30 protein-coding genes and 1 tRNA gene are annotated in these 24529 nt (G+C 61.6%); 7 read left to right on the top strand and 24 right to left on the bottom strand.

The annotated features are described in order from the left end of the window. Positions 1–17: 17 nt before the first annotated feature. The 11 genes from ndk to trmJ form a co-directional block, all read right to left on the bottom strand. Entirely contained in the window at positions 18–443 is a 426-nt protein-coding gene (ndk, locus tag J3A98_RS19820; protein ID WP_003248526.1) for a nucleoside-diphosphate kinase, read from the bottom strand. A gap of 88 nt (positions 444–531) precedes the next feature. Then, positions 532–732: a Fe-S cluster assembly protein IscX gene (gene iscX, locus J3A98_RS19825; RefSeq protein WP_003248529.1), complete on the bottom strand. Its 201-nt coding sequence runs from the start codon at positions 730–732 to the stop codon at positions 532–534. A 10-nt stretch (positions 733–742) separates the two neighbouring features. Next, positions 743–1084 (bottom strand): ISC system 2Fe-2S type ferredoxin, encoded by a 342-nt coding sequence (gene fdx, locus J3A98_RS19830; protein ID WP_021781772.1) that lies wholly within the window; start codon positions 1082–1084, stop codon positions 743–745. Between the two features lie 3 nt (positions 1085–1087). After that, positions 1088–2950 (bottom strand): Fe-S protein assembly chaperone HscA, encoded by a 1863-nt coding sequence (gene hscA, locus J3A98_RS19835; RefSeq protein WP_209967922.1) that lies wholly within the window; start codon positions 2948–2950, stop codon positions 1088–1090. Positions 2951–2993: 43 nt separating this feature from the next. Beyond that, positions 2994–3515, bottom strand: a complete 522-nt coding sequence (hscB, locus tag J3A98_RS19840; protein ID WP_209967925.1) for a co-chaperone HscB — start codon at positions 3513–3515, stop codon at positions 2994–2996. Positions 3516–3523: 8 nt separating this feature from the next. After that, complete coding sequence (iscA, locus tag J3A98_RS19845) at positions 3524–3847, bottom strand: iron-sulfur cluster assembly protein IscA (protein ID WP_003248536.1); 324 nt, start codon at positions 3845–3847, stop codon at positions 3524–3526. A 28-nt stretch (positions 3848–3875) separates the two neighbouring features. Further along, complete coding sequence (gene iscU / locus J3A98_RS19850) at positions 3876–4262, bottom strand: Fe-S cluster assembly scaffold IscU (RefSeq protein ID WP_003248539.1); 387 nt, start codon at positions 4260–4262, stop codon at positions 3876–3878. A 46-nt stretch (positions 4263–4308) separates the two neighbouring features. Beyond that, positions 4309–5523 (bottom strand): IscS subfamily cysteine desulfurase, encoded by a 1215-nt coding sequence (locus J3A98_RS19855; RefSeq protein WP_003248541.1) that lies wholly within the window; start codon positions 5521–5523, stop codon positions 4309–4311. Between the two features lie 45 nt (positions 5524–5568). Then, complete coding sequence (gene iscR, locus J3A98_RS19860) at positions 5569–6060, bottom strand: Fe-S cluster assembly transcriptional regulator IscR (RefSeq protein ID WP_003248542.1); 492 nt, start codon at positions 6058–6060, stop codon at positions 5569–5571. Between the two features lie 179 nt (positions 6061–6239). After that, complete coding sequence (gene cysE, locus J3A98_RS19865; protein WP_209967927.1) at positions 6240–7025, bottom strand: serine O-acetyltransferase; 786 nt, start codon at positions 7023–7025, stop codon at positions 6240–6242. A 3-nt stretch (positions 7026–7028) separates the two neighbouring features. Further along, a complete protein-coding gene (trmJ, locus tag J3A98_RS19870; protein ID WP_176685529.1) occupies positions 7029–7784 on the bottom strand; it encodes a tRNA (cytosine(32)/uridine(32)-2'-O)-methyltransferase TrmJ in 756 nt (251 codons plus the stop codon). A 151-nt stretch (positions 7785–7935) separates the two neighbouring features. Here trmJ and suhB point away from each other — a divergent pair, with 151 nt between their 5' ends. Next, entirely contained in the window at positions 7936–8754 is an 819-nt protein-coding gene (gene suhB / locus J3A98_RS19875; RefSeq protein ID WP_003248548.1) for an inositol-phosphate phosphatase, read from the top strand. A gap of 169 nt (positions 8755–8923) precedes the next feature. On the opposite strand, the gene J3A98_RS19880 is transcribed toward suhB, so the two are convergent. The 6 genes from J3A98_RS19880 to queA all read right to left on the bottom strand — a co-directional run bounded on the left by J3A98_RS19880 (position 8924) and on the right by queA (position 14988). Beyond that, entirely contained in the window at positions 8924–9466 is a 543-nt protein-coding gene (locus J3A98_RS19880; RefSeq protein ID WP_010952063.1) for a glycine zipper 2TM domain-containing protein, read from the bottom strand. Positions 9467–9585: 119 nt separating this feature from the next. Then, positions 9586–10494 (bottom strand): protein translocase subunit SecF, encoded by a 909-nt coding sequence (gene secF, locus J3A98_RS19885; RefSeq protein ID WP_209967929.1) that lies wholly within the window; start codon positions 10492–10494, stop codon positions 9586–9588. A 10-nt stretch (positions 10495–10504) separates the two neighbouring features. Continuing rightward, positions 10505–12367 (bottom strand): protein translocase subunit SecD, encoded by a 1863-nt coding sequence (gene secD / locus J3A98_RS19890; protein WP_209967932.1) that lies wholly within the window; start codon positions 12365–12367, stop codon positions 10505–10507. A 63-nt stretch (positions 12368–12430) separates the two neighbouring features. Further along, positions 12431–12766 carry a preprotein translocase subunit YajC gene (gene yajC / locus J3A98_RS19895; protein WP_003248556.1) on the bottom strand — a complete coding sequence of 112 codons (336 nt, stop codon included), beginning with the start codon at positions 12764–12766 and terminating at the stop codon, positions 12431–12433. Between the two features lie 42 nt (positions 12767–12808). Further along, entirely contained in the window at positions 12809–13924 is a 1116-nt protein-coding gene (tgt, locus tag J3A98_RS19900) for a tRNA guanosine(34) transglycosylase Tgt (protein WP_014589748.1), read from the bottom strand. Positions 13925–13938: 14 nt separating this feature from the next. Further along, positions 13939–14988: a tRNA preQ1(34) S-adenosylmethionine ribosyltransferase-isomerase QueA gene (queA, locus tag J3A98_RS19905; RefSeq protein WP_021781763.1), complete on the bottom strand. Its 1050-nt coding sequence runs from the start codon at positions 14986–14988 to the stop codon at positions 13939–13941. A 105-nt stretch (positions 14989–15093) separates the two neighbouring features. Here queA and J3A98_RS19910 point away from each other — a divergent pair. From J3A98_RS19910 to J3A98_RS19920, 3 genes are all read left to right on the top strand, one after another. Continuing rightward, a tRNA-Leu gene (locus J3A98_RS19910) sits at positions 15094–15178 on the top strand. Positions 15179–15439: 261 nt separating this feature from the next. Further along, positions 15440–16087 (top strand): trypsin-like peptidase domain-containing protein, encoded by a 648-nt coding sequence (locus tag J3A98_RS19915; protein WP_209969919.1) that lies wholly within the window; start codon positions 15440–15442, stop codon positions 16085–16087. Positions 16088–16257: 170 nt separating this feature from the next. After that, entirely contained in the window at positions 16258–16737 is a 480-nt protein-coding gene (locus J3A98_RS19920) for a GNAT family N-acetyltransferase (RefSeq protein ID WP_209967934.1), read from the top strand. 10 nt (positions 16738–16747) lie between these two features. On the opposite strand, the gene J3A98_RS19925 is transcribed toward J3A98_RS19920, so the two are convergent. Both J3A98_RS19925 and J3A98_RS19930 read right to left on the bottom strand, forming a co-directional pair. After that, positions 16748–17044 (bottom strand): addiction module antidote protein, encoded by a 297-nt coding sequence (locus J3A98_RS19925; protein ID WP_176685525.1) that lies wholly within the window; start codon positions 17042–17044, stop codon positions 16748–16750. Then, positions 17041–17286: a type II toxin-antitoxin system RelE/ParE family toxin gene (locus J3A98_RS19930; RefSeq protein WP_245354985.1), complete on the bottom strand. Its 246-nt coding sequence runs from the start codon at positions 17284–17286 to the stop codon at positions 17041–17043. Before J3A98_RS19930 ends, J3A98_RS19925 begins: the two co-directional genes overlap by 4 nt. A gap of 270 nt (positions 17287–17556) precedes the next feature. Between J3A98_RS19930 and J3A98_RS19935 the strand changes: the two genes are divergently transcribed. Next, positions 17557–18450, top strand: a complete 894-nt coding sequence (locus tag J3A98_RS19935) for a bestrophin family ion channel (protein ID WP_176685524.1) — start codon at positions 17557–17559, stop codon at positions 18448–18450. 37 nt (positions 18451–18487) lie between these two features. Here J3A98_RS19935 and phnE read toward each other — a convergent pair whose 3' ends face one another. Genes phnE through J3A98_RS19955 form a run of 4 tightly spaced genes read right to left on the bottom strand, consistent with a single transcriptional unit; the run spans position 18488 to position 21733 of the window. Then, the gene (phnE, locus tag J3A98_RS19940; protein WP_176685523.1) at positions 18488–19255 is read right to left on the bottom strand and encodes a phosphonate ABC transporter, permease protein PhnE; all 768 of its coding nucleotides are present in this window, start codon (positions 19253–19255) and stop codon (positions 18488–18490) included. Then, on the bottom strand, positions 19252–20079 hold the full coding sequence (locus J3A98_RS19945) for an ABC transporter permease (RefSeq protein WP_209967936.1): 828 nt from the start codon (positions 20077–20079) through the stop codon (positions 19252–19254). The genes phnE and J3A98_RS19945 overlap by 4 nt, the downstream gene beginning before the upstream one ends. Then, positions 20073–20882, bottom strand: a complete 810-nt coding sequence (locus J3A98_RS19950) for an ATP-binding cassette domain-containing protein (protein ID WP_209967938.1) — start codon at positions 20880–20882, stop codon at positions 20073–20075. The genes J3A98_RS19945 and J3A98_RS19950 overlap by 7 nt, the downstream gene beginning before the upstream one ends. Further along, on the bottom strand, positions 20879–21733 hold the full coding sequence (locus J3A98_RS19955) for a putative selenate ABC transporter substrate-binding protein (RefSeq protein WP_209967941.1): 855 nt from the start codon (positions 21731–21733) through the stop codon (positions 20879–20881). The genes J3A98_RS19950 and J3A98_RS19955 overlap by 4 nt, the downstream gene beginning before the upstream one ends. A 126-nt stretch (positions 21734–21859) precedes the next feature. Between J3A98_RS19955 and selD the strand changes: the two genes are divergently transcribed. Continuing rightward, on the top strand, positions 21860–22894 hold the full coding sequence (gene selD / locus J3A98_RS19960) for a selenide, water dikinase SelD (protein WP_209967943.1): 1035 nt from the start codon (positions 21860–21862) through the stop codon (positions 22892–22894). Then, entirely contained in the window at positions 22894–24006 is a 1113-nt protein-coding gene (mnmH, locus tag J3A98_RS19965) for a tRNA 2-selenouridine(34) synthase MnmH (protein WP_209967945.1), read from the top strand. The genes selD and mnmH overlap by 1 nt, the downstream gene beginning before the upstream one ends. Positions 24007–24140: 134 nt before the next feature. Here mnmH and J3A98_RS19970 read toward each other — a convergent pair whose 3' ends face one another. Next, on the bottom strand, positions 24141–24527 hold the full coding sequence (locus J3A98_RS19970) for a lysozyme inhibitor LprI family protein (RefSeq protein WP_209967947.1): 387 nt from the start codon (positions 24525–24527) through the stop codon (positions 24141–24143). Between the last annotated feature and the right edge of the window lie 2 nt (positions 24528–24529).

The raw sequence follows: 24529 nt of genomic DNA on the forward strand, positions 1-24529 counted from the left end.
CACCCGTAAGCTTTCGCTTAGCGAGTGGTTACCTCGGTAGCAGCGAAGAAGTAAGCGATTTCGCGAGCAGCAGCAGCTTCGGAGTCCGAACCGTGAACGGCGTTGGCGTCGATCGACTCGGCGAAGTCAGCACGGATGGTGCCGGCAGCAGCTTCTTTAGGGTTGGTAGCGCCCATCAGCTCACGGTTCTTGGCGATGGCGTTCTCGCCTTCCAGAACCTGGACAACGACCGGACCGGAAGTCATGAAGGCAACCAGGTCACCGAAGAAGCCGCGCTCGCTGTGCTCAGCGTAGAAGCCTTCGGCTTCGGCTTTGGACAGTTGCTTCATTTTCGAGGCAACGATTTTCAGGCCGGCTTCTTCGAAGCGAGTGGTGATCTTGCCGATGACGTTTTTGGCAACAGCGTCAGGCTTGATGATGGAGAAAGTACGTTGAACAGCCATGGAAAACTCCAGAATATGAGTGTTACGAAAAATTAAACCCGCGAATTATACGCGGGTTCCGGGGGATTGCCTAACCTGCAAGTGACGCTTAGTCGGCTTCGTCGATCCAGGCGGCCTGGATTGCCTCGAGCACTTTCTCACCGCCGCGTGACGGATCGTCGCTGAACTCTGGCAATGCCAGCACCCAGCGGTGCAGGTCCACGAAATTCACATAACGAGGATCGACCTCAGGCTTGCTTTCTGCAAGCTGGATTGCGATCTCAAGTACATCAACCCATTTCAGACTCATGTACAGGCCCTCAGTGCGGTGCTTCGGCAGCGTGGTTGAGCGAATACTTGGGGATCTCGATGGTCAGGTCTTCGTCAGCGACGACCACCTGACAACCAAGGCGCGATTGCGCTTCCAGGCCCCAGGCCTTGTCCAGCATGTCCTCTTCCAACTCGTCAGCCTCTTCGAGCGAATCGAAGCCCTTGCGCACGATGCAGTGGCAAGTGGTGCAGGCCTTGACGCCGCCGCAGGCACTTTCCATCTCGATGTGATGGTCGTGGGCCAGCTCCAGGATGTTGGTCCCGGGCTCGACCTCAACGGTCAGCCCCTCGGGGCAGAACTTCTCATGCGGCAGGAATGTCACCAGCGGCATCGATTACTCCTCGATCTCATTCAGGTTGCGCCCGGCCAGTGCGGCTTTGACCGTCGAATCAAGGCGACGGGCGGCAAATGCATCGGTCACCTGCGACAAACGCTTGGTCTGTTGCTCGATGGCTGCGCCTTCGGTGCCGGCCAGCAAATCACGTAGTTCTTGCATCTGAAATTCGATGGCGTCGCGCTCGTCACTGCTGAGCAGGCGATCGCCGTCGGCGTCCAGGGCGCCCTGCACCGCTTCGAGCAGCCGCTCGCCATCCACCTGATGCTCACGCAACTGACGGGCGTGCTTGTCGGAACCGGCGTGTTCGAAGGAGTCCTTGAGCATGCGGGCGATTTCGCCGTCGGTCAGGCCGTAGGACGGCTTGACCTGAATGCTGGCTTCCACGCCCGAACCCAGCTCGCGGGCAGCGACGCTGAGCAGGCCATCGGCATCCACCTGGAAGGTGACGCGGATTTTCGCAGCACCGGCAACCATGGCCGGGATGCCGCGCAGTTCGAAGCGGGCCAGCGAACGGCAGTCACTGATCAGCTCGCGCTCGCCCTGCAGCACGTGAATCATCATGGCCGACTGGCCATCTTTGTACGTGGTGAACTCCTGAGCGCGGGCCACCGGAATGGTGGTGTTGCGCGGAATCACCTTCTCCATCAGCCCGCCCATGGTTTCAAGACCAAGCGACAGCGGGATGACATCGAGCAGCAGCAGCTCGCCACCTTCGCGGCGGTTGCCGGCCAGGGTGTCGGCCTGGATGGCGGCACCAATGGCCACCACCTGGTCCGGGTCGATCGAGGTCAGCGGGGTGCGCCCGAACAGCGCGCCCACGGCCTCACGCACACGCGGCACGCGGGTCGAACCACCGACCATGACCACGGCGCTGACCTCTTCCAGCTCAACACCACTGTCGCGCACGGCGCGGCGGCAAGCCTTCAGGCTGCGGGCAACCAGTGGTTCGATCATGGCTTCGAAGGCGCTACGGGTCAGCTCACCGTGCCAGGCACCGTGGCTGACGTTGACCACGTCAGCATCGGTCAGGGCTTCCTTGGCGGCGCAGGCGGTTTGCAGCAGCGCGCGCTGGGTAGCCGGGTCCAGATCGGACGACAGGCCAGCCTGCTCGATGATCCAGCCAGCAATAGCATGGTCGAAGTCATCACCACCCAGAGCGGTATCACCGCCGGTGGCCAGCACTTCGAATACACCAGCGGTCAGCCGCAGAATTGAAATATCGAAAGTGCCGCCGCCCAGATCATAGATGGCCACCACGCCTTCGGCGTTCTGGTCCAGGCCGTAGGCTACGGCGGCCGCAGTCGGTTCGTTGAGCAGGCGCAGCACGTTCAGGCCGGCCAGACGCGCAGCGTCTTTGGTAGCCTGACGCTGGGCGTCATCGAAATAGGCCGGCACGGTGATCACCGCGCCCACCAACTCGCCACCCAAGGTGGCTTCGGCACGCTCGCGCAACACCTTCAGGATGTCGGCAGACACTTCCACAGGGCTTTTCGGCCCCTGCACAGTGTCGATGAACGGCATATGCGATTCACCACCCACAAAACGGTATGGCAGTTGCTCGCCCAGCTGCTTGACGTCGGCCAGGCCGCGCCCCATCAGGCGCTTGACCGACAGCACGGTGTTAAACGGGTCGCTGGAGGCAGCATCACGCGCGGCCTGCCCCACTTCGATGCGCCCTTCGAGGTAGCGCACCGCGGACGGCAGAATGACGTTACCCTGCGCATCGGGCAGGGGCTCGCTACGGCCGCTGCGCAAAGCAGCAACCATTGAGTTGGTGGTGCCCAGGTCGATCCCAACCGCCAGGCGGCGCTGGTGCGGCTGAGGGCTTTGACCGGGTTCGGCAATCTGCAGTAGGGCCATGCTTATCTGAATACCTTAGGTGCCATCACGGGCAGCACCGGGGTTAATCGTCGAGGCGCTCTTCCAGTTGGCGCACTTCTTGGGCGAGCTTGTCGAGGAACTGCATGCGGCGCATCAGGCGTTCAGCCTTGTCGCGCTCGCCTGGGGCATCCCAGCAGCCGGCAAAGTCCTCATTCAGCGTGTCCTGGGCAACCTTCAGGCGCTTCTTGAACACGCCTACACCATCAAGGTCGGCTTCATCCTGCAGTTCTTCGAGCTCTTCACGCCACTGCATCTGCTGCAGCAGGAAGTCAGGGTCGTGAACCGTGACTTCCTGAGGCACTTCGTGGCCGCTGATGGCCAGCAGATAGCGCGCGCGACGCGGCGCACTGCGCAGCGTCTGGTAAGCGTCGTTGAGGGCCGCGGATTTTTCCAGCGCTATACGCTGCTCACGCTCGGAGGCGTCGGCAAAGCGGTCAGGATGGACTTCGCGGGCCAGCTCGCGATAGCGAGTGGCCAGCTTGTCGAGATCCAGACGGAAGCTTGGCTGGAGGTCAAACAATGCGTAATGACAAGGAGTACCCACAGCCAGCCTCAAACGTTGAAGCTTTCGCCGCAGCCACACTCACCGCGCACGTTGGGGTTGTTGAACTTGAAGCCTTCGTTCAACCCTTCCTTGACGAAATCCAGCTCGGTGCCATCGAGGTAAACCAGGCTCTTGGGATCGATGATCACCTTGACGCCATGGTTCTCGAACACCTGATCTTCGTCCGCCAGTTCGTCGACGAATTCCAGCACGTAGGCCAGACCCGAGCAACCGGTGGTGCGCACGCCCAGGCGAATGCCCTCACCTTTGCCGCGCCCGTCGAGGGAGCGGCGAATGTGGTTGGCGGCGGCTTCTGTCATGCTGATAGCCATCAGAACTCCTTACCTTGCAACAGGCGACTTAGATCAAGCCTTTCTTCTGCTTGTAGTCGCGTACGGCTGCCTTGATGGCATCCTCGGCGAGTACCGAGCAGTGGATCTTGACCGGCGGCAACGCCAGTTCTTCGGCCAGTTGGGTGTTCTTGATGGTTTCGGCCTCGTCCAGGGTCTTGCCCTTCATCCACTCGGTGGCGAGGGAGCTGGAGGCGATGGCCGAACCGCAGCCGTAGGTCTTGAACTTGGCGTCTTCGATAACGCCCTGCTCGTTGACCTTGATCTGCAGGCGCATCACGTCACCGCAGGCCGGGGCGCCGACCATGCCGGTGCCGACATCCGGGTCTTCGGCATTCATCTTGCCGACGTTGCGCGGGTTTTCGTAGTGGTCGATGACCTTTTCACTGTATGCCATGGTGCAATTCCTTCCTCATCAGGGAGCCGCTCTTGCCGGCGACTGCTTAGTGGGCGGCCCACTCGATCTTGGAGATGTCAACGCCGTCTTTGTACATATCCCACAGCGGCGACAGTTCACGCAATTTGTTGACAGCCTCGCAGACTTTCTGCGCGGCGTAGTCGACTTCTTCTTCGGTGGTGAAACGGCCGAAGGAGAAGCGGATCGAGCTGTGCGCCAGCTCGTCGTTGCGGCCCAGAGCACGCAGTACGTAGGACGGCTCGAGTGACGCGGAGGTACAGGCCGAACCGGACGATACAGCGATGTCTTTCAGCGACATCAGCAGCGATTCGCCTTCGACGTAGTTGAAGCTCAGGTTCAGGTTGTGCGGTACACGTGCAGTCTGGCTGCCATTGACGTACAGCTCTTCAAGGTTCGAGACCTGCTTGAAGAAGCGGTCGCTAAGGGCCTTGATGCGTGCGTTTTCTGCAACCATTTCCTGCTTGGCAATGGCGAAGGCTTCGCCCATGCCGACGATCTGGTGGGTCGGCAAGGTGCCCGAACGCATGCCGCGCTCATGACCGCCGCCGTGAATGATGGCTTCCAGGCGTACACGCGGCTTGCGGCTGACGTACAGTGCGCCGATGCCTTTCGGGCCATAGACCTTGTGCGCCGAGAACGACATCAGGTCGACCTTCAGCTTTTGCAGGTCGATTTCGACCTTGCCGGCCGACTGGGCGGCGTCGACATGGAACAGCACGCCGCGCGAACGGGTCAGTTCACCGATGGCGGCAATGTCGTTGATCGAGCCGACTTCGTTGTTCACATGCATCAGCGAGACCAGGATGGTGTCGTCGCGCAGCACCGCCTCTACCATGGCCGGGGTGACGATACCGTCTTCGCCCGGTTCCAGGTAGGTGACCTCAAAACCTTCACGCTCCAGCTGGCGAGCGGTATCCAGGACCGCCTTGTGCTCGATCTTGGAGGTAATGATGTGCTTGCCCTTGGTCTGATAGAAGTGCGCGACACCTTTGAGTGCGAGGTTGTCGGACTCGGTGGCACCGCTGGTCCAGACGATTTCACGCGGATCGGCGTTGATCAGCTCGGCAACCTGGCGGCGACCGTTTTCCACCGCTTCCTCGGCTTTCCAGCCAAAGACGTGGGAGCGCGAGGCCGGGTTACCGAAGTTTCCGTCGACCAGCAAGCAGTCGGCCATCTTCTGGGCCACGCGTGGGTCGACCGGAGTGGTCGCAGAGTAATCGAGGTAGATCGGCAACTTCATTTGTCTCTCCTATCAGGCGGTGGCGTCGCTCGTCGTCCCAGGGGGTCAATCGACGGCAGACGTCTCAATCTTGTCCAGCTGGGCGGTTCGTCCTGCGACACGCCGCAGGTCCTGGCGCTGGGCGACTTCCTGCACATCACGGCGCTTGACGAGGTCGGCCAGGCTTATACCGCTGAGGAATTCATGGATCTGCTGGCTGAGGTCGCACCACAGGTGGTGGGTCAGGCAGGTATCACCGGCATGGCAGTCCCCGAGGCCCTGGCAACGGGTGGCATCGACCGATTCGTTGACCGCATCGATGACCTGGGCCACCTGGATGGTTTCCATGCCCCGCGACAGCTGGTAGCCACCGCCCGGACCGCGCACGCTGGAAACCAGGCTGCTGCGGCGCAGCTTGGCGAACAGCTGCTCCAGATAAGAGAGGGAAATGCCCTGGCGCTCGGAAATATCGGCCAAAGACACCGGCCCATGCTTCGCGTGCAACGCCAGGTCGAGCATGGCGGTCACAGCGTATCGGCCTTTGGTAGTCAGTCGCATGGCTATTGGGTACCACGGGAGTTTCGGGATGTGTGCGAGTATGCGATTCCCGAGCATTTAAGTCAACTATTAGACCTACTGCTTTAGTCGGGTTTGCATCGGGGAGGCGGGCGCGATTGTAGCAGACGAGGGGCGTGAGCACACGCCCCGCATGTCACCATGATTTCAGTGCGGCGCAATCAATGCGACTGGGTGTCGCGCTGGACCACCTGGGCAACCTCGGTGAAGTCGTCCTCCGGCAAGGCCGGCAGTTCCTTGGCACAATAGTCACTGCCCATCTTGGTCAGCGCGCCACACATACCCTCCAACCGTTCGTCGACAGCCTGCAGATGGTCGAGCATCTGGCCGATGGCGCGCGCCACCGGGTCGGGCATGTCGCCGCTGACACCATAGGCGTCAAAGCCGATCTTCTCGGCCATTGCCTTACGCTTGGCTTCGACTTCGGTGTCCTCGCTCTTGACGATGATCCGCCCCGGAATGCCCACCGCCGTAGCCCCTGCCGGCACCGCCTTGGTGACCACCGCATTGGAACCGATCTTGGCCCCGGCGCCGACGGTGAAAGGCCCAAGCACCTTGGCTCCCGCCCCTACCACCACGCCGTTCTCCAAGGTGGGGTGGCGCTTGCCTTTGTTCCAGCTGGTGCCACCGAGCGTCACGCCCTGGTACAGGGTGACGTCATCGCCGATCTCGGCGGTTTCGCCAATGACGATGCCCATACCGTGGTCGATGAAAAAGCGCCGGCCAATGGTGGCGCCCGGGTGGATTTCGATACCGGTCAGCCAGCGGCCGAAATTCGACACCAGCCGGGCCAGCCATTTGAAATCACGCCTCCACAGGGCATTGCCCAGGCGGTGCAGCCAGATGGCATGCATGCCGGGGTAGCAGGTGAGCACCTCGAAGGCATTGCGCGCAGCCGGGTCACGGTGGAATACGCTTTGAATATCTTCACGCAGGCGTTCGAACATCTGTCAGTCCTTCCGTTTATGCGGCTCGCCCCGGACCACTTTCTGGGTCTCGGTGAGGATGCCGCGCAAAATGCTCATTTCCGAACGCTCGACCGCCACCCGCCCATACAGCCGGCGCAGGCGCGGCATCAGGTGCTTGGGCTTTTCGGGGTCGAGGAAGCCAATGCCCACCAGGGTTTTCTCCAGGTGGTCGTAGAACAGCTCCATTTCATCCATGGTCGCCAGCTCAGTGGCATCAATCTTCTCGACTTTGCCCGGCACCTCGCCGGCAGCCAGCCAGGCCATGCGCACCTCGTAGGAGAGCACCTGCACGGCAGCAGCCAGGTTCAGCGAGCTGAAGTCGGGATTGGAGGGAATGTGCACATGGAAGTGACATCGCTGCAGTTCTTCGTTGGTCAGGCCGGCGTGTTCGCGCCCGAACACCAGGGCGATTTCCTCGCCGCCATTGGCATGTTCCACCGCCTTGGCACCGCACTCACGCGGGCCGATCAACGGCCAGGGAATGCTGCGCTCGCGGGCGCTGGTGCCCATCACCAGGTTGCAGCCGACCAGCGCCTGTTCGAGGCTGTCGACCACCTGGGCGTTATCCAGCAAGTCGTCGGCGCCCGAGGCACGGGCACTGGCATCCAAGGCGGGGAATTCTTTCGGCTGCACCAGCACCAGACGCGACAAGCCCATGTTTTTCATGGCACGCGCAGCGCCGCCGATGTTGCCGGGGTGGCTGGTATTGACCAGAACAACACGAATATTTTGCAGCAAGGTGTTGTGCTCACAGATGCAGGAATCAGGGCCTTCGATCTTACAGAACCGACAGACGTAACGCCATGAAAGCAAATGTGACACTTCTGCCGCCAAAGTTTTCTGCTAGAATGATCGGCTTTCTTCTTTAACATCTCCAGGTGACCCGCCCATGCAGCCTATGCTGAATATCGCCCTGCGCGCCGCTCGCAGCGCCAGTGAACTGATTTTCCGCTCCATCGAACGCCTGGATAGCATCAAGGTCGATGAGAAAGAGGCCAAGGACTACGTTTCCGAAGTCGATCGCGCCGCCGAGCAAAGCATCGTCAACGCCCTGCGCAAGGCCTACCCGAACCACTCCATCCAGGGCGAGGAAACCGGTCTGCACGCGGGTAGCGGCGAAGAAGGCAAGGATTACCTGTGGATCATCGATCCGCTGGACGGCACCACCAACTTCCTGCGCGGCATCCCGCACTTCGCCGTCAGCATCGCCTGCAAGTACCGCGGTCGCCTTGAGCACGCCGTGATCGTCGACCCGGTTCGACAGGAAGAATTCACCGCCAGCCGGGGCCGTGGCGCCCAACTCAACGGCCGCCGCCTGCGCGTCAGCTCGCGTACAAGCCTGGAAGGCGCCCTGCTGGGCACCGGCTTCCCATTCCGTGATGGCCAGATGGCGGACATGGACAACTACCTGGGCATGTTCCGCGCCTTGACCGGCCAGACCGCCGGCATCCGCCGCGCCGGCTCCGCCAGCCTGGACCTGGCCTACGTGGCCGCTGGCCGCTTCGACGCCTTCTGGGAGTCGGGCCTGTCCGAATGGGACATGGCAGCTGGCGTGCTGCTGATCCAGGAAGCCGGTGGCCTGGTGAGCGACTTCAACGGCGGCCACGACTTCCTCGACAAAGGCCACATCGTTGCAGGCAACATCAAGTGCTTCAAGGCGGTACTGACTGCCATCCAGCCACACCTGCCAGAAAGCATGAAGCGCTAAGCGCAGATTGCCGGCAAACAAAAAGCACCTCTCGAGGTGCTTTTTTTGTGCTTGGTGGTTTTGCGTGGCCTGTGCCGGCCTCTTCGCGGGTAAACCCGCTCCTACATGGATCGCATTGCCCCTGTAGGAGCGGGTTTACCCGCGAAGAGGCCCGTACAGACAACGCAAATTACTGACCAGCTTCGCTCAGGATCAACTTGCCATTCTTGTCCAACGGAATGGTCGACCCCGGTTCGCGATCCATCTTCACCTTGCCTACCTGATCACCGATGGAATAGGTCACGTTGTAGCCCACTACCTTCTCGCTGATGTCGTTGACCGTGTTGCAGCGGGTTTGCGTGGTTGTGTAGGTATCACGCTCCTGCATGCCTTCCTGCACCTTGTTACCCGCATAACCACCACCGACCGCACCGGCCACCGTGGCAATCTTCTTGCCGGTACCGCCACCAATCTGGTTACCCAACAGACCACCTGCCAACGCACCGACTACGGTACCGGCAATCTGGTGTTGATCCTTGACCGGCGCCTGCCGCGTCACAGTCACGTCCTTGCAAACTTCACGCGGGGTTTTCACCTGCTGCTTGATCGGCTGCACGTCAGTCACCTGGGCGACTTCAGGGCCTTTGTTCACCAAGCTGTAGGTCGCCACAGCACCTCCGGCAGTTACACCGACAGCACCCAGCACCGCACCCACCAGCATTGATTTATTCACGTGAACCTCCTGATCGTACCAGCGGGCAAGAACCCGCGCTTCTCCCAGCCTTGGAGCAAAAAAAAAGGCGCGAGTTCAACACTCGCGCCTTTTCACCGCCAGGCGGCGCAGGGAAGAACTTACGGACGCTCGTCCACACCCTCGGCCTTGACCGGCGGAATGAGATCTTCGCTGCTCAGGTTCAGCCAGATCAGTACCACGTTGGCGATATAGATCGACGAGTAAGTACCGGCCATGACACCAATGAACAGTGCCAGTGAGAAACCGAACAGGTTGTCACCCCCGAAGAACAGCAACGAGGCGATGGCCAACAGGGTCGAAACCGAAGTGGCGACGGTACGCAGCAGGGTCTGGGTGGTGGAAATGTTGATGTTCTCGATCAACGAGGCCTTGCGCATCACGCGGAAGTTCTCGCGCACCCGGTCGAACACGACAATGGTGTCGTTCAGCGAGTAACCGATGATCGCCAGCACCGCCGCCAGCACCGTCAGGTCAAAGGTGATCTGGAAGAACGACAGGATACCCAGCGTTACCACCACGTCGTGGATCAGCGAAACGATCGCCCCCACGGCGAACTTCCACTGGAAGCGGAACGCCAGGTAGATGAGGATGCCGCCCAGGGCCAGAAGCATGCCCAAGCCGCCCTGGTCACGCAGCTCTTCACCCACTTGCGGGCCGACGAACTCGACACGCTTGACCTTGGCCGGGTTGTCGCCGCCAACCTTCTGCAGGGCTTCGGCCACCTTGTTACCCAGCATCGGGTCGTCGCCCGGCATGCGTACCAACAGGTCGGTGGTAGCACCGAAGCTCTGAACCACGGCTTCGTGGAAGCCGGAATTGACCAGCTCGGCACGCACAGCCTTGACGTCGGCCGGGCGTTCGTAGGTCAACTCGATCAGCGTGCCCCCGGTGAAGTCCAGCCCGAGGTTCAGGCCCTTTTGCCACCAACTGAACAGCGCCAGCACGGTGAGGAGCACGGTGACGGCGAACGCGACTTTGCGCACACCCATGAAATTGATGGTTTTCATCGCAGCTCCCTCAAACCCACAGCTTCTTGATGTCACGCCCGCCACAGGTCAGGTTGACCAATGCACGGGTCACCATGATGGCAGTGAACATCGAGGTGAAAATCCCGAGGGACATGGTGACAGCAAAGCCTTTGACCGGGCCGGTACCCATGGCGAACAGGATCCCGCCGACCAACAGAGTGGTCAGGTTGGCGTCGACGATTGCCGAGTAGGCGCGATTGAAGCCTTCGTGAATGGCGCGCTGCACCGACATGCCAGCAGCGATCTCTTCGCGAATACGCGAGAAGATCAGCACGTTGGCGTCCACCGCCATACCCATGGTCAATACGATGCCAGCGATGCCCGGCAGGGTCAGGGTCGCCCCCAGCAGCGACATCAACGCCAGCAGCAGCACCATGTTGCCCGCCAGGGCGATGGTGGCCAGCACGCCGAAGGCGCGGTAGATGGCAATGATGAACAGAGAGACAAACAACATGCCCCACAGCGAGGCGTCGATACCCTTGGTGATGTTGTCGGCACCCAGGCTTGGCCCAATGGTACGCTCTTCAGCGAAGTACATTGGCGCGGCCAGGCCACCGGCACGCAGCAGCAGTGCCAGCTCCGAAGATTCGCCCTGGCCGTTCAGGCCGGTAATGCGGAACTGGCTGCCCAGCGGCGACTGGATGGTCGCCAGGCTGATGATTTTCTTCTCTTCCACAAAACTTTGTACGGCAACGTCCTTCTCGACGCCACCGACAGTCTGCTTGACGTAGCGGGTCACCGGCTTCTGCTCGATGAAGATCACCGCCATGCTACGGCCGACGTTGCTACGGGTAGCACGACTCATCAGCTCGCCACCGTGACCATCCAGGCGGATGTTCACCTGCGGGCTACCATGCTCGTCAAAACTGGCCTGGGCGTCGGTAACCTGGTCACCGGTGATGATCAGGCCACGCTCGACGGCAGCGGAGCGGCCGCCTTCACGGAACTCGAACACCTCGGTGGTGGCCTTGGACGCGCCCGGCTCGGCACCGAAGCGGAACTCAAGGTTGGCCGTTTTACCAAGGATACGCTTGGCTTCGGCAGTGTCCTGCACACCTGGCAGTTCGACCACGATACGGTTGGCGCCCTGGCGCTGTACCAGCGGCTCGGCCACACCCAGTTCGTTTACGCGGTTGCGCACGGTGGTGAGGTTCTGCTTGATCGAGTATTCGCGGATCTCGGCGACTTTCGCCTGGGTCAGCGCCAGACGCAGCACCGCAAGCTCGTTGCGCTCGGTGGTGGTCAGGTCGAAATCATTGAAATTCTTGCGGATCAGGGCACGTGCCTGTTCGCGGGCAGTATCGTCAGCGAAGCCCAGCATGATGCCGCCATCCTGCTGAGGCAGGCTGCGGTAGCGGATGCGCTCTTTGCGCAGCAAGGTCTTGACCTCGCCTTCGTAGACTTTCATGCGGGCAGTCATGGCCTTGTCCATGTCCACTTCCAGCAGGAAGTGCACACCACCGGACAGGTCCAGGCCCAGCTTCATCGGGCTTGCGCCCAGGTTGCGCAGCCATTGCGGGGTAGTCTGAGCCAGGTTCAGGGCCACGACGTAATCATCGCCCAGTGCCTTGCGCACTACATCCTTGGCTGGCAGCTGGTCTTCCTGATTGGTCAGGCGGATCAGCCCGCTACCCTTTTCACCCAGGCTTGCGCCCTTTACAGCGATCTTGGCATCGACCAGCGCCTTGCTGACGCGATCGAGGTCGGCCTGATTCACCTGCAGCGCCGAACTGGCACCGCTGATCTGTACCGCCGGGTCATCCGGGTAGAGGTTGGGAGCGGAATAAATGAAACCGACCACCAGTACCAGCACGATCAGTGCATATTTCCACAGAGGATATTTGTTCAGCATCACGCCGCCCGTTCAAGACGCGGGGCGCGTTGCGCGCCCCGACTGGAAAATAAAACCGGTAACTCAGATAGCCTTGAGCGTACCTTTTGGCAGGGTCGCAGCAATGGCACCCTTCTGGAACTTCAGCTCGACAGTGTCGGACACTTCCAGCACCACGAAATCATCGGAAACCTTGACGATCTTGCCGGCGATGCCGCCGTTGGTGACAACTTCGTCACCTTTCTGCAAGTTGCTCAGCAGGTTCTTCTGCTCTTTCGCGCGTTTGGCCTGCGGGCGCCAGATCATCAGGTAGAAGATGACCAGGAAACCGACCAGGAAAATCCACTCGAAGCCGGTACCGGCTGGGCCAGCGGCAGGTGCTGCAGCGTCCGCGTATGCGGCGGGGATGAAGAAGCTCATTGGGCACTCCTAATGTAATTTTCTAATAATGGATGCGGACAGTCAGTCCAAGGGCGGTACAGGAAGCCCGCGCTTGGCGTAGAAGGCGTCGACAAAGGCGGCCAATTTACCCTGTTGAATAGCCTCGCGTAAACCGGCCATCAAGCGCTGATAATGGCGCAAGTTGTGGATGGTATTCAGCATGCTGCTCAGCATTTCGCCGCATTTGTCCAGATGATGGAGATAGGCGCGCGAGAAGTTGGTGCAGGTATAGCAGTCACAGGTCGGGTCCAGCGGCGATTCATCGTGACGATGGAACGCGTTGCGGATCTTGATCACCCCTGTATCGACGAACAGATGACCGTTGCGCGCGTTACGCGTCGGCATCACGCAGTCGAACATGTCGACGCCGCGGCGCACACCCTCAACGAGATCTTCCGGTTTGCCTACCCCCATAAGGTAACGAGGTTTGTCAGCAGGCATCTGGCCCGGCAGGTAATCCAGCACCTTGATCATTTCGTGCTTGGGCTCGCCCACCGACAGGCCGCCGATGGCCAGGCCATCGAAACCGATATTCTCCAGGCCTTCCAGCGAGCGCATGCGCAGGTCCTGGTACATGCCACCCTGGACAATGCCGAACAGCGCGGCGGTGTTGTCGGCGTGGGCGTTCTTCGAGCGCTGGGCCCAGCGCAGCGACAGCTCCATGGAAGTGCGTGCCACATCGTGCTCGGCCGGGTACGGGGTGCACTCGTCGAAGATCATTACCACGTCCGAGCCCAGGTCACGCTGCACCTGCATCGACTCTTCCGGGCCCATGAACACCTTCGAGCCATCGACTGGCGAGGCGAAGGTCACGCCCTCTTCCTTGATCTTGCGCATGGCACCCAGGCTGAACACCTGGAAACCACCGGAGTCGGTGAGGATCGGGCCTTTCCACTGCATGAAATCGTGCAGACCGTTGTGCTTCTTGATCACCTCGGTGCCCGGACGCAGCCACAGGTGGAAGGTGTTGCCAAGGATCATCTCGGCGCCAATGGCCTCGATATCGCGTGGCAGCATGCCCTTGACCGTGCCATAGGTACCCACCGGCATGAATGCCGGGGTTTCCACGGTGCCACGTGGGAAGGTGATGCGACCACGACGGGCCTTGCCGTCGGTGGCCAGCAGTTCGAAGGACATTCGACAGGTGCGACTCATGCTTGATCCTCGGGCCCGCGTGGCGCCGGATTGCGGGTGATGAACATGGCATCACCGTAACTGAAGAAGCGGTACCCGTGCTCGACCGCCGCTGCATAGGCAGCCATGGTCTCGGGGTAGCCGGCGAAAGCCGAGACCAGCATCAGCAGCGTGGACTCCGGCAGATGGAAGTTGGTGACCAGGGCATCGACCACATGGAACGGGCGGCCCGGGTAGATGAAGATGTCGGTGTCGCCACTGAAGGCCTTGAGCACGCCATCACGCGCGGCGCTTTCCAGCGAACGCACACTGGTGGTGCCAACCGCGATCACCCGACCACCACGGGCCCGGCAGGCCTCTATGGCATCGACCACGTCCTGGCCCACTTCGAGCCACTCTTTATGCATGTGGTGGTCTTCGATCTTGTCGACCCGCACCGGCTGGAAGGTGCCGGCGCCCACATGCAGGGTGACGAAGGCGCGTTCGACACCCTTGGCTGCGATCTTTTCCAGCAGCGCCTCGTCAAAGTGCAGGCCTGCAGTAGGTGCGGCGACCGCACCGGCGCGCTGGGCGTACACGGTCTGGTAGCGCTCACGGTCGGCGCCCTCGTCCGGGCGGTCGATATAGGGCGGCAACGGCATATGGCCGACACGGTCGAGCAACGGCAGCACCTCTTCGGTGAAGCGAAGCTCGAACAGCGTGTCATGACGCGCGACCATTTCGGCCTCGCCACCGCCATCGATGAGGATGACCGCGCCTACCTTGGGCGCCTTGCTGGCGCGCACATGGGCCAGCACCCGGTGGCTGTCGAGCACGCGTTCGACCAGTACCTCCAGCTTGCCGCCGGAGGCTTTCTGGCCAAACAACCGCGCCGGGATCACCCGGGTGTTGTTGAACACCATCAAGTCGCCGGGGCGCAGATAGTCGAGCAAGTCGGGGAATTGCCGGTGCGCCAGCGCGCCGGTAGGCCCATCGAGCACCAGCAGACGGCTGCCATGGCGCTCGGCCAACGGGTGGCGGGCGATCAGGGAATCAGGGAGTTCGAAGGAAAAATCGGCGACGCGCATGATGATGTTCGGTTCGGCAGGGCCGGGAAGTTTAGCCCAATGTGTGAAAATTGACCATGAAAGCCGATTGACCGACCAGCGGCACCTCTTTATACTGCGCGCCACGCCCTGATGGCGGAATTGGTAGACGCGGCGGATTCAAAATCCGTTTTCGAAAGGAGTGGGAGTTCGAGTCTCCCTCGGGGCACCAAATCCGGAAAAAACCGACCTTACGGTCGGTTTTTTTGTGCCTGCGATTCACGCCCGTCATTGACGCCGCCCCCCTGACTCCCACGCCTCCCCCCATACCTGCATTCTATTGGCCGCGCCTCGCAGTAGCACTTAAGCTGTCATTCGTCAGATATATTCCGAAAGTATTGTTAGAGTAATGGCACTTCGCCATAGTGGCGCTCCCCTTTCTCCACGCAATGTGTGTCCCATGAAAACAATCGCGCCCTGCATGGCGGCAATGATGCTGCTCAGTGGGTGCAATGGAGTGCCAACGTCGTACGTTTCAGATCCCGTCTACAGCCAGGCGTTCGTGGTTACCTCAGGTGCCCCGCTGCCCATGTTGCTGATGGCCAGCGCCATCCAGTGGAACGAGGATTACGCTGTAACCGCCAAACACACCCCCTTCCTGCGCAACGTGGTCCACGAGGGCCTCGGTGACGTAGTGTTCTTCAAGCACAAAGCCAGCAGCGTGCCGCACTGGCGCCAGTACGTGCCTGGGGAAGCCGTGACGGCGGTAGGCTTCAACAGTTTCATGATGCCGATGCAGGGCAAGGGCCATGCCCTGTCGTCGCTGGTACGGCTTGAAGGTACGCCTGGCAGTGTCTTCTACTCAGTACATGACGGCCCGATCACCAAGGGCATGTCGGGTGGGCCTGTGTTTGCCGATGACGGCAAGGTGGTAGGCATCAACGTCGCCATCATTCCCACCAGCGAGATCGACGCCGGCAAGCGCCCGGACCTGGCGGGCAAGGCGCGCATCAGCGTATTCATGTCATTCAACGAGATCGACAAGGAATGGCGGCGCTATCAGTACCTGTTGGCACACAAGGCCAAGCCGAGGGCGCCGGCTGCGGTCAAAGGCTACGTGGCGGTGGCCGCCAAGCCGTGAATCGGGGCGCGGTGTTGGATGGAAAGCGGCCTATGATGTGAGGCTGATGGCCTCTTCGCGGGTAAACCCGCTCCCACAGGGCCTGCACAGGATTTGAGCCTTGTGCAGTACCTGAGGGAGCGGGTTTACCCGCGGAGAGGCCCTGCCAGCCAACGCGAGAAGGACCTGCCATGCACCTGACCCACCGCCCCATCCGGCCAGAAGACATCCCCGTTATCTGCAGCTTCCCGCAGAGCCCGGACGAACTGTTCTACATGTTCCCCAAAGCCACCTACCCCCTCACCCCCAACCAGCTGAGCGACGCCATAGCCCAACGCAGCGGCTCCACGGTAGTGGAAGGTAACGGCGCTGTCCTGGCCTTCGCCAATTTCTACAAAGCCGAACATGGCGGCCTATGTGCCCTGGGCAACGTAGTGGTGGCCCCCAGCGCCCGCGGCCTTGGTGTAGCGCGTTATCTGGTAACGGCCATGATCGACCTCGCCCGCCAGCAGTACAGCGCCCGGGAGGTTTGGGTGTCATGCTTCAATCACAACACCGCCGGCCTGCTGCTTTATCCACAGCTGGGCTTCACACCGTTCGGCATAGAGAAGCGGCAGGCGTGGGACGGCACGCGGGTAGCGTTGGTGCAGATGAAGCAAATACTGGCTTAACCGAGCTGGATCAGCGGGTCATTACATGCGGCTGAACGAGAAGGTCCACCCCCAGAGCACGAATGACCCTCAATACAGTGTCAAAACGAGGCTTCGCGCCAGGGCTCAGCGCCTTGTACAGGCTTTCTCTACCCAGCCCACTCTCCGTAGCAATATGTGTCATGCCCCGTGCACGAGCGATATGGCCAAGTGCTCGAATGATTTCCTCGGTATCGCCATCTGATAGCACTTGGCTAAGGTATTCACTGATTGCCTCATCGCTGCTCAACAAGGCTGCCATATCAAACGGGATCAATTTTTCGCTCATTTCATCTCCTTCAGCAGCTTTCTGGCTTTGAGGATGTCGGCGGCCTGGGTGGACTTGTCGCCGCCGACCAGCAGTAAAACCAACCTCTGCCCCTTTTGCGTGAAATAGACGCGATAACCGGCAGCTATGTCGATGCGAAGCTCACCAATACCGCCTCCAAGCCACTTGAAGTCACCAAGATTGCCCGCCGCTGCTCGCTCCAGCCTACGACCTATCGCCAGCCTGGCCCTCAAATCTCTCAAGCTCGATAGCCAAGCGGCAAAGCTTTCCTCTGTTCAACGAGAAACATCAAGTGGTCACCCAGTCGTGTCCTTATGGATACACCCATTCAAGGATTGAAGCGGCCCACTCTGTCGTTTTTGAGCTGAATCAGGAATTCAGGCACATCTGATAGGCCGGTCGGATTTTTCCCTTCGTTTCAGCTACAAAATCCCTTGCAACATTCAACCCTCGAACCTTCGACGAGCCTCGGCGTCCCATCCTGCATCCCCCGCGTTTCGAGGTGCCCCCGCGTGAAAGACGTCATCGCCCGCAAGTACCGCCTGGTGGTGAAGACCATCGGCTATATCGGCTGGTCGCTGTTCTGGCTGCTGATCTGGGATGTGCTGGTCACCCTCGACTTCATGCTGTTCTTGAACAGCAAGTTCACCCTGCCACTGATCCCGCTGACCCTGCTGGGCTCAGCCCTGGTGGTGCTGGTGAGTTTTCGCAACAGCAGCGCCTACAACCGCTGGTGGGAGGCTCGTACCCTGTGGGGCGCGCTGGTGAACAGTTCGCGCAGCTTCGCCCGGCAGACGCTGACGCTGATCGATGACCCGGATGACGGCCTGAACCCGGTCAAGGCCACCCTGCTGCGCCGGCATATCGCCTATGTGAACTGCCTGGCGGCGCACTTGAAAGGCGAAAGCTGCCCGGAGGAACTGATGGCCTTCATCCCCCCGGCGGAGTTCGAACGGCGCAACCGCTCGAACAATTTCGCCAATGACATCCTCAGTGGCTCTGCGGCCTTGCTCGCGCGGGAGTACCAGGCCGGGCGGCTGGACAGCATTCGCCTGGCGCGACTGGAGTCGACGCTGGTAGACCTGTCTAACGCCCAGGGTGGCATGGAGCGGATTGCCAATACGCCGCTGCCCTACCCCTATGTGTATTTCCCACGGCTGTTCATCACGCTGTTCTGCCTGATCGTGCCGGTGGGGCTGGTGGAGTCGCTGGGCTGGTTCACGCCGCTGGCGTCGACGGTGGTAGGGTTCATGTTGCTGGCTATCGAGCGCATCGGCACGGATTTGCAGAGCCCGTTCAGGTTCAGCGAGCATCAGATCCAGATGGATACCATCTGCGAGACGATCGAGCGCAACCTGGAGTCGATGCAGCGGGAGGCGCAGTGTGCCGAGGCCGTAAGCGTCTGAGAGATTTTTGGGGATGCCTTGCAACCCCGCCTACCCATCAGGCCCGTACATAACGCTGACGCAATACATCACTCAACAGATCCACAAACAACACCAACACCAACATACCGATGATCACCGTGCTGGCCTGGGCCTCCTGGAACAGGCTCAAGGTGGTGTACAGCATCTGCCCCAACCCACCCGCCCCGACGAACCCGAGCACGCTGGCCATGCGGATGTTGTTCTCCCAGCGGTACAAGCTGTAGGCCAGTAACTGCGGCCACAGGTTGGGCAGGGTGCCAAAGCAGAACGCCGCCACCTGGCTGCCCCCCTGCAAACGGATCGCCGCCGCCGGCTCGGGCGGGGCGTTCTCAAGCGCCTCGGCAAACAGCCGCCCCAGCACGCCAGCGGTGTGCAACGCCAAAGCCAGGGTACCGGCATTCGGCCCCAGCCCGGCCGCCAGCACAGTCAGCGCTGCCCACACCAGTTCAGGAATGGCACGCAAGGCATTCAGCAGCAGACGCGCCGCCCCTTGCAACGGCCAACCGAAGCGGCCCGCCGCCGGCAGTGCCAGCAACATTCCCAATACCATTGCCAACAAGGTGCCCATGCCAGACATGGCCAGGGTTTCCAGCGCCCCGCGCCACACTGCCTTGAGGTGGCCGGTAGACAGATCCGGCTGCAAGAAGCGCCCGGCGTACTCGCCCATCTGCCCCAGCCCGCCATTGCCGACCAGTGCGTGCAAGTCCAGTTCCAGGTATGCGAACGAGGCCGCCACCGCTACCGCGAGGGAGCCCAGCAGGAGCAGGTTGATTACCCGGTTCATGCCAGCCTCCAGCGCAGCAGGCGGCTGAGCAGGTCGGCCAGGATCACCAGCAGCAGGAACGTCAACAGCATGCTTGCCACTTGCGCACCCGCAAACATGCGCATCGACAGGTCGATCTGCTGGCCAAGCCCGCCAGCACCGACGAAGCCCATCACCACCGAAGCCCGCACCGCGCACTCCCAGCGGTATACGGTGTACGACACCACTTCGCTGGCGGCATTGGGCAGGATGCCGTAGAAAAACGCCGCCAGCCGGCCACTGCCCGCCTGCAACAAGGCATGCGCAGGGCGCTGGTCGACTGACTCGAATATTTCGGCGTAAACCTTGCCGAGCATGCCACTGTAGGTGATGGCGATAGCCAGTACGCCCGCCGTCGGCCCCAGCCCCACGGCGCGCACGAACAGTAACGCCCAGACGATCTCCGGCACGCTACGCAGGAAAATCAGCAGCCCGCGCACCGGCAGGCGCAACATTCGCGACCAGAACCCGGCCCGCCCGCCGCGTGAAGCGGCGCGCAAGGACAAGGCACGGCTGGCCAGCAAGGCAGCCGGGATCGCCAACAACAACGCCAGCGCCATGCCGGCAGTCGCCACGGCCAGGGTCTGCAAGGTGGCCTCATACAGTAGCGCAAGAAAATCGGCATCATGTGCCGGCGGCCAGAAGGCGCTGGTGAAGCTGGCAATCTGCTGACGGTTGTCCGCCTGCAGCAGCACCCAAGGGTTCAGTTCGCTTGACTGGATAGCCGGCCAGAGTACTGCCACCGCCAACAGGGCCAGCAACAACCGCGGCAGCAGCGCCGGGTCGCGGACGTCAGCCTTCAGCATCGCGGAATCTGCACGGTCAGGGTCGGCTCCTGGGTTGGCGGCGGAGCCAGTTGCTCGTTGGCGTATAGCGCTTCCAGCAGCTGTTCGGTGACGGCTTCCGCCGGGCAGTCGAACACAACCTGCCCTTCACGAATACCAATCACCCGCGGAAAATGCGCCAGCGCCAGCTCTACAGCGTGCAGGCTCGCCACCAACGTCACGCCAGTGGCTTGGGCATGGCGATTGAGCAAGGCGAGGCTGTGGTCAGCCAACACCGGGTCCATGGCCGATACCGGTTCGTCGGTCAGCAGCACCTGCGGCCGCTGGTACAACGCCCGAGCAATGCCCACCCGCTGCAACTGGCCACCGGACAACTGCCCACACTGCACGAACAGCTTGTCGGCCAGGCCCAGTTCGGCCAACGCCTCGCGCGCCCCCGGCACATCGCTGGGACACAGCAGGTTGAGCAAACTACGCAGCGTACCCCACTGCCCCAGACGACCCGCCAGCACTGCGGTCACCACCCGCTGACGCGGTGGCAAAGGCGGCGACTGATGCACCAGGCCAACCCTCGCGCGCAGGCGCTGGCGTGCCCTTGCCGACAGTGCCCAAGGCTGCTCGCCAAGCAACTCAAGGCGCCCACTGCTGGGCTGAACGGCCGTGGCCATCAGGTGCAGCAAGCTGGACTTGCCCGCTCCCGACGGCCCGATGATGGCCACACGCTCGCCCTGCGCGATGCGCAGGCTCACCGCATCAAGCGCGCGTACCTGGCCATGGCGCAGGCTGGCACCGTGCAGATGGATTGCCACATTCGAAGCTGTCACTTGAGCAGGCCGGCCTCGCGTGCAGCTTGTTCGGTGCCCTTGTAGTTCTCAGGCTTGGTCTCGATGAAACGGCTGGCGGCCTGCAGGTCAAGGATGGCCTTGTGCTCCGGATTGCTCGGGTCAAGGTCCAGGAAGGCTTTCTTGATTTTCTGTTTCAACGCCGGGTCCATGTTGCCGCGCACGGTCCAGTTGTAGTCGAAGTAGGTCGGGGTGGTGGCGAACACCTTCACCTTGGTGGTATCGACCTTGCCGGCATCCACCAGCTTCTGCCACACGCTGGCGTTCAGCACGCCACCATCGACCTTGCCAGCCTGCACCCAGGCCACGGTGGCATCGTGGGCGCCGGAATAGGCCACGCGGCTGAAGTAATCTTCAGGCTTGATATTGTCCTGCTTGAGCATGAAGTAACGCGGCATCAGGCTGCCCGAAGTAGACGAAATGGAACCGAAGGCAAACGACTTGCCCTTCAGATCGCTCAGGCTTTTCACGTCGGGGTTGGCGGTGATGAACTTGGACGTGAACTGTGCGTCCTGCTCACGCTGTACCAGTGGCGTGGCGGTCGGGTCCTTCAGGTGCACCTGAACGAACGTGAAGCCCCCCAGCCAGGCCAGGTCGAGGCGGTCTGCGGCCAGCGACTCGACCACCGCCGGGTAGTCGGCCACGGGTACGAACTTCACCTCCATGCCCAGTTGCTTGGCCAGGTACTCACCCAAAGGCTTGAACTTGCGCTGCAGTTCGGTCGGCGCTTCGTCGGGGATGGCGCTGACCCGCAGGATTTCGGCGGCCTGAACGACAACAGCACAGCAAGACAGCACGAGGCCGGCGGCGAGCGCCAAGGGGCGTTTGAGCATGGGTGTTCTCCGGTTCAATAGCGGGGAAGTGCCGACACATTTGCCGGCACCGGGAATTATAAGAGGCAAGGGCCCAAAGGCCAGCTTTGCTACAATCGCGCAACAATTTGACCTGCAGAGGTGCATATGAGCGAGCCGATTCGCCTGACCCAGTACAGCCATGGCGCCGGCTGTGGTTGCAAGATATCCCCCAAGGTGCTGGACGTGATCCTCGCCGAAAGCGGCACCCAGGCCCTGGACCCGAAACTGTGGGTCGGCAATGCCTCACGCGACGATGCAGCAGTGTACGCGCTGGACGACGAGCGCGGCGTGGTTTCGACCACCGACTTCTTCATGCCGATCGTCGATGACCCTTACGACTTCGGCCGCATTGCCGCCACCAACGCCATCAGCGACATCTATGCCATGGGCGGCGACCCGTTGATGGCCATCGCCATCCTTGGCTGGCCGGTCAACGTGCTGCCACCGGAAGTCGCCCGCGAAGTCATCCGCGGCGGCCGTGCGGTATGCGCCGAAGCCGGTATCCCGCTGGCCGGCGGCCACTCGATCGACGCGCCCGAGCCAATCTTTGGCCTGGCCGTCACCGGCGTGGTCAATAAACGTCATCTCAAACGCAACGACACCGCCAGCGCAGGCTGCCAGCTGTACCTGACCAAGCCCCTGGGCATCGGCATCCTCACCACTGCCGAGAAAAAGGCCAAGCTGCGCGCGCAGGACCAGGGCCTGGCCCGCGACTGGATGTGCACCCTCAACACGCCCGGCAGCCGCTTCGGCAAGCTGAACGGGGTCAAGGCCATGACCGACGTCACCGGCTTCGGCCTGCTCGGCCACCTGGTCGAGCTGGCCGAAGGCAGCGGCCTCACCGCGCACCTGGACTACGCCGCCGTGCCACGCCTGCCTAGCGTCGACCACTACCTGGCCGAGGGCTGCATCCCCGGTGGAACCCTGCGCAACTACGACAGCTACGGACACAAGATCGGCACCCTCAGCGACGACCAGAAGCATCTGCTGTGCGACCCGCAAACCAGCGGTGGTTTGCTGGTAGCAGTGGCCCCGGAGGGTGAAGCCGAGTTCCTTGCCGAGGCTGCCGAACTAGGCCTGAAACTGTCCCCGATCGGCAAGCTGGTCGAGCGACAGAGCCATGCGGTCGAGGTGATCTGATGCGCCACGACTGCACCGACTTCCGTCAGCTGTTCCTCGACGACGTGCCAATGATGGACATGCGCGCCCCCGTCGAATTCGCCAAAGGCGCCTTCCCTGGGGTGGTAAACCTGCCGCTGATGACCGACCAGGAGCGGCAGAAGGTCGGCACCTGCTACAAGCAACAGGGCCAGGCCTCCGCCATCGCCCTGGGCCACCAGTTGGTCAGTGGCGCCACCAAACAGGCCCGTCTGGAGGCCTGGGCGGCGTTTGCCAAAACCCACCCTGAGGGTTACCTGTACTGTTTCCGTGGCGGCCTGCGTTCGCAGATCGTGCAGGGCTGGCTGCGCGATGAGGCGGGTATTCAGTACCCGCGTGTCAAAGGCGGCTACAAGGCCATGCGTACCTTCCTGCTGGAGACCACCCAGCAAGCGGTGGAGCAATGTGATTTCGTGCTGGTCGGTGGCCTGACCGGTACCGGCAAGACCGATGTCCTGCACCAACTGGACAACGTGCTCGACCTTGAAGGCCACGCCAACCATCGCGGCTCCAGTTTCGGCAAGCGCGCCACTGCGCAACCGGCGCAGATCGACTTTGAAAACCAGCTGGCAATCGACGTGCTGAAAAAGCGCGACCGCGGTATCGAGCAGTTCGTGCTGGAAGATGAAGGCCGCATTGTCGGCAGTTGCACGGTGCCACTGGAGTTGTACCAAGGCATGCAGCATTACCCCCTGGTGTGGCTTGAAGACAGCTTCACCAACCGCGTGGAGCGCATCCTGCGCGACTACGTGGTCAACCTGAGCGCCGAGTTCAAGGCCGTGCATGGCGAGGAAGACGGTCCCCGGCTGTTTGCCGAGCGCATGCTGCAGAGCATGGCCAATATCTACAAGCGTTTAGGTGGAGAGCGCCATCAGCGCTTGTCCGAGATGCTGCGCGAAGCCTTGCAAGAGCAGCAGCGCAGCGGCGCGGTAGACCTGCACCGGGGCTGGATCGAAGGCTTGCTGAACGAGTACTACGACCCGATGTATGCCTACCAGCGCGCAGCCAAGGCCGAGCGCATCGAGTTTGCCGGGGATGCCGTGGAAGTACGCGAGTACCTCAAGGCCCGGGCGCTGCGCCAACCGCGCAAATAGAACCAGCACCTTGCAGTCCCTGTAGGAGCGGGTTTACCCGCGAAGAAGACAACCCGGTGCATGACACCGGCAAAGCCGGTGTTCGCGGCTAAACCCGCGCCTGCAAATGTGGGCCAATCATGCCCGAACAGGCGCTACTGCCCAGGGCTAAGCACCCGCTCCAGCTCCGCCGCGCGGGCGCGGGTCATGTCCATCATGCAGGTGCCACCTTCCAACTGCGCCAGGGTCCCGCCACTGGCCTGTACATGGAACTGGCAATTGCCATCACGGTAAGTCAGCCACTTGCGTTGCACATCCCTCAGGCTCTTCTGCTGCCCGGAATCCAGCTTGCCCATCAATTGCTTGTACACCCGGTTCAACCGCTGGTCCTGCACTTGCGTTTCAGCCCCGATGCACGCGTTCATGGCCACGGTGCTGGAAGCCTTGTCCATGCACTGCCCGTAGGCCGCCGTGTAATCGTCCGCCATCGCTACCGGTAGCACGCAGGCCAGTGCCAGGCCGGCCAGGTAATGCTTGATCATGC

Origin of the sequence: Pseudomonas sp. BP6 (assembly GCF_017875935.1) — a bacterium.
Lineage (GTDB): Bacteria > Pseudomonadota > Gammaproteobacteria > Pseudomonadales > Pseudomonadaceae > Aquipseudomonas > Aquipseudomonas putida_Y.

Excerpts from the sequence above, each read along its gene's own strand:
- fdx (WP_021781772.1), bottom strand. The coding sequence starts at position 1,084 with ATGCCGCTGGTGACATTCCTGCCGCATGAGAAGTTCTGCCCCGAGGGG.
- J3A98_RS19970 (WP_209967947.1), bottom strand. The coding sequence starts at position 24,527 with ATGATCAAGCATTACCTGGCCGGCCTGGCACTGGCCTGCGTGCTACCG.
- iscU (WP_003248539.1), bottom strand. The coding sequence starts at position 4,262 with ATGGCATACAGTGAAAAGGTCATCGACCACTACGAAAACCCGCGCAAC.
- queA (WP_021781763.1), bottom strand. The coding sequence starts at position 14,988 with ATGCGCGTCGCCGATTTTTCCTTCGAACTCCCTGATTCCCTGATCGCC.
- J3A98_RS19920 (WP_209967934.1), top strand. The coding sequence starts at position 16,258 with ATGCACCTGACCCACCGCCCCATCCGGCCAGAAGACATCCCCGTTATC.
- mnmH (WP_209967945.1), top strand. The coding sequence starts at position 22,894 with ATGCGCCACGACTGCACCGACTTCCGTCAGCTGTTCCTCGACGACGTG.
- tgt (WP_014589748.1), bottom strand. The coding sequence starts at position 13,924 with ATGTCCTTCGAACTGCTGGCCACCGACGGCAAGGCCCGTCGTGGTCGC.
- secF (WP_209967929.1), bottom strand. The coding sequence starts at position 10,494 with ATGAAAACCATCAATTTCATGGGTGTGCGCAAAGTCGCGTTCGCCGTC.
- secD (WP_209967932.1), bottom strand. The coding sequence starts at position 12,367 with ATGCTGAACAAATATCCTCTGTGGAAATATGCACTGATCGTGCTGGTA.
- J3A98_RS19955 (WP_209967941.1), bottom strand. The coding sequence starts at position 21,733 with ATGCTCAAACGCCCCTTGGCGCTCGCCGCCGGCCTCGTGCTGTCTTGC.
- iscX (WP_003248529.1), bottom strand. The coding sequence starts at position 732 with ATGAGTCTGAAATGGGTTGATGTACTTGAGATCGCAATCCAGCTTGCA.
- iscA (WP_003248536.1), bottom strand. The coding sequence starts at position 3,847 with ATGGCTATCAGCATGACAGAAGCCGCCGCCAACCACATTCGCCGCTCC.
- J3A98_RS19915 (WP_209969919.1), top strand. The coding sequence starts at position 15,440 with ATGCTGCTCAGTGGGTGCAATGGAGTGCCAACGTCGTACGTTTCAGAT.
- hscA (WP_209967922.1), bottom strand. The coding sequence starts at position 2,950 with ATGGCCCTACTGCAGATTGCCGAACCCGGTCAAAGCCCTCAGCCGCAC.
- phnE (WP_176685523.1), bottom strand. The coding sequence starts at position 19,255 with ATGAACCGGGTAATCAACCTGCTCCTGCTGGGCTCCCTCGCGGTAGCG.
- J3A98_RS19855 (WP_003248541.1), bottom strand. The coding sequence starts at position 5,523 with ATGAAGTTGCCGATCTACCTCGATTACTCTGCGACCACTCCGGTCGAC.
- suhB (WP_003248548.1), top strand. The coding sequence starts at position 7,936 with ATGCAGCCTATGCTGAATATCGCCCTGCGCGCCGCTCGCAGCGCCAGT.
- iscR (WP_003248542.1), bottom strand. The coding sequence starts at position 6,060 with ATGCGACTGACTACCAAAGGCCGATACGCTGTGACCGCCATGCTCGAC.
- J3A98_RS19945 (WP_209967936.1), bottom strand. The coding sequence starts at position 20,079 with ATGCTGAAGGCTGACGTCCGCGACCCGGCGCTGCTGCCGCGGTTGTTG.
- ndk (WP_003248526.1), bottom strand. The coding sequence starts at position 443 with ATGGCTGTTCAACGTACTTTCTCCATCATCAAGCCTGACGCTGTTGCC.
- J3A98_RS19925 (WP_176685525.1), bottom strand. The coding sequence starts at position 17,044 with ATGAGCGAAAAATTGATCCCGTTTGATATGGCAGCCTTGTTGAGCAGC.
- selD (WP_209967943.1), top strand. The coding sequence starts at position 21,860 with ATGAGCGAGCCGATTCGCCTGACCCAGTACAGCCATGGCGCCGGCTGT.
- yajC (WP_003248556.1), bottom strand. The coding sequence starts at position 12,766 with ATGAGCTTCTTCATCCCCGCCGCATACGCGGACGCTGCAGCACCTGCC.
- cysE (WP_209967927.1), bottom strand. The coding sequence starts at position 7,025 with ATGTTCGAACGCCTGCGTGAAGATATTCAAAGCGTATTCCACCGTGAC.